Annotated in this window: 2 protein-coding genes; one reads left to right on the top strand and one right to left on the bottom strand. The window is 38.8% G+C overall.

All coding sequences use genetic code 11. From position 1 onward, the window contains the following. On the top strand, positions 1 to 1543 hold a 1543-nt coding region (gene opp4A, locus AC1DSB_RS17140; RefSeq protein ID WP_477587192.1), incomplete at its 5' end, for an oligopeptide ABC transporter substrate-binding protein. A gap of 360 nt (positions 1544 to 1903) precedes the next feature. Here the strand turns inward: opp4A and trpS are convergent. Continuing rightward, positions 1904 to 2890, bottom strand: a complete 987-nt coding sequence (gene trpS / locus AC1DSB_RS17145; RefSeq protein ID WP_477532565.1) for a tryptophan--tRNA ligase — start codon at positions 2888 to 2890, stop codon at positions 1904 to 1906. Between the last annotated feature and the right edge of the window lie 176 nt (positions 2891 to 3066).

The following is a 3066-nucleotide window of genomic DNA, read 5'->3' on the forward strand; positions in this document are numbered from 1 at the left end:
CTATGTATTCTATTCAGGTAACCCTGATTCTGAAGTTCTTCAATTCTTTGATGAAAGCTTACTTGCAATTAATGGTGACTACGAAATTACAAATGACGGTCCTGCTACATTTGAAATATCAGAAGACAAAAAATCTATTACTGTAAAAATCAAAGACAATGTAAACTGGCATGATGGTGAGCCAGTTAAAGCAGACGACTTATTATATGCTTATGAATTACTTGGTCATCCAGACTATACTGAAGCTCGTTACTCAGGTTTAGTTCCTATGGTAGTTGGTATGGAAGAATACCATACTGGTAAAGCTAAAACGATTTCTGGTATCGAAGTAAAAGACGAAAAAACAATTAAATTCACTTTCACGCAAGCTAGTCCTTCTTTAACAACTGGATTCTGGGCTTACCCAGTACCACGTCACTACTTGGGTGACATGACAATTGCAGAAATACTTGAATCTGACAAGATTCGTACAACTCCAATTGGTTACGGACCTTTCAAAGTTAAGAAAATCATTCCAGGTGAATCTGTTGAATTCGAACGCAACGAAGATTACTGGAGAGGCGTTCCTGCGCTTAAATCTATCGTACTTAAAGTTGTAAGCCCAAGTGTTGCTGTTAAAGCAATGCAAAATGGCGATCTTGATATTGCAAGCTTACCTGCTGACCAATATTTATCAGCAAAAGAACTTCAAAATACTGAATTACTTGGTCAAATTGACTTAGCTTATTCTTACATTGGTTTCAACCTTGGTAAATGGGATGCTAAAAAAGGCGAAAACATTATGGGCAACCCGAAATTAGAAAACAAACAATTACGTCAAGCAATGGCTGTAGCTCTAAACAACAAGCCAGTTGGTGAAAAAATGTACCATGGTTTACGTTTCCCAGCTACTACTTTAATTCCACCATCTTTCCCTAGTTACCATGATTTCGATGCAAAAGCTATCGAGTACAACCCAGAGAAAGCAAAAGAATTGTTAGCTGAAGCTGGCTACAAAGATACAAATAATGATGGTTTTGTTGAAGATCCTGAAGGTAAAGAATTTAAATTAAACTTTGCATCAATGTCAGGTTCTGATGTAGCTGAGCCATTAGCTCAACACTACATTCAAAACTGGGCTGATGTAGGTATTAAAGTTGAATTGTTAGAAGGCAAATTACACGAGTTCAACTCATTCTACGAGCGCGTAGAAGCAAATGATCCGAAAATTGATATCTTTGCTGCAGCATGGGGTACAGGATCAGACGTGGATCCAGAAGGATTATACGGTCGTAAAGCATTGTTCAACTACACTCGTTGGACAAACGAAAAAAATGACGAGTTACTTGCAAAGGGTATATCTGAAGATGCATTCGATGTTGAATACCGTCAAGGCGTCTACAAAGAATGGCAAGCACTTATGAACGAAGAGCTTCCTGTAATTCCTACATTGTTCCGTTACAGCATAACATCTACTAACAAGCGAGTTCTTAACTATGATATCGCTGCTGGAATGACTTTCTGGGATGAAGTTGCAGTATCTGCTAATGCACCAGTAAAATAATGAAAATTAAAACGACTCATCTTGAAAATGATGAGTCGTTTTTTTGTATTAAATATTAACGGCAATTGGAACAAGTAAGAGTAAAGTTGGAGAAGTGCTGATTTGAGGCCTTCTTGTAAAAAGAAGCAAGCTTTCAGACTGACATGTACAAACACTTCATATAGTAGTGAAAAAGGGTGCTAATATTGATCAAATGGTTAATGTTCTTAATCAGCTACATTTGCATTGTCATAAGCCTTATGCAGATTTTATTGTATTTAAATTATCTTTCACTGGGATACACATGGAAAAGTGTCTGGACATTTATATTCCAGACACCCGATTTCTTCATATTTGCTTGTTCGTTTGTTCTTATGACGTTTATCGTTTTCTACCCAAGCCCATCGCGTTCTCCATTTTTTTGAGTGTTTTAGAAGCTGCAGCCTGTGCTCTTTTCGCACCATCATCCAAGATACCATCTAACTCATCCGAATTTAACAGCGCTTCGTAGCGTTCCTGAATAGGTGTAATGTGATCAATAATAGCTTTCGCAACTGAAGCTTTAAAATCACCGTATCCAACACCAGCATATTTTTCAACCAATGCTTCGATTGTTTCACCGGTCAACGCAGCTTCAATCGTCAACAAATTGGAAACGCCCGGTTTTTTCTCTACATCAAAAGCAACAATGCCTTCTGAATCAGTTACTGCGCTTTTGACCTTTTTCTCAATTTCTTTTGGTGTATCCAATAGTGAAATCGTCGATTTTTTATTTGGATCAGATTTACTCATCTTTTTCAAAGGATCCTGTAGAGCCTTGATACGTGCTCCATTTTTAGGTAAGCGAATATCTGGAATCGTCAAAACGTCATTATAGCGTTTGTTGAAACGCTCAGCCAGATCACGTGTTAATTCCACATGTTGCTTTTGATCATCACCTACAGGTACGATATCGGTCTGATAAAGCAGGATATCTGCTGCCATAAGTGGTGGATAAGTGAGAAGAGAGGCCGATACGCCGTCTTTCCCCGAAGACTTATCTTTAAACTGAGTCATGCGCTCAAGTTCTCCGATATAAGAGATACATTGCATCATCCATCCTGCCTGAGCATGTGCAGGAACTTCCGACTGGATGAATAGAATGGCTTTCTTTGGATCGATACCGACTGCCAAATAGAGTGCTGCAAGCGATCGGATATTTTTACGAAGTTCTAGCCGATCTTGTGGAACCGTAATTGCGTGCTGATCCACGATACAAAAAATACATTCATACTCGTCTTGCAAGGTAGTGAATTGACGGAAAGCACCGATGTAATTACCGAGTGTGACCGTTCCTGTTGGCTGTACGCCTGAAAAAATTTTCTTCATGTGGTTTCCTCCTTAAAAWTAAAAAAACACATCACTCTCCCTCAAAAAGGGACRAATGATGTGTGAATCCGTGGTACCACCCAGATTGCCAAAAAATCTTGGCCTCTTTAACTTCGTAACGTGAAGGTACGTGATAAACTACACCGAAATTCCGGTTCGTAAACCATGCTCAGAAG

The sequence above is a fragment of the Paenisporosarcina sp. P4_E4_2 genome (genome assembly GCF_056401595.1).

Bases quoted from the DNA above. Each gene is read 5' to 3' on its own strand.
- trpS (WP_477532565.1), bottom strand. From the start codon at position 2,890: ATGAAGAAAATTTTTTCAGGCGTACAGCCAACAGGAACGGTCACACTC.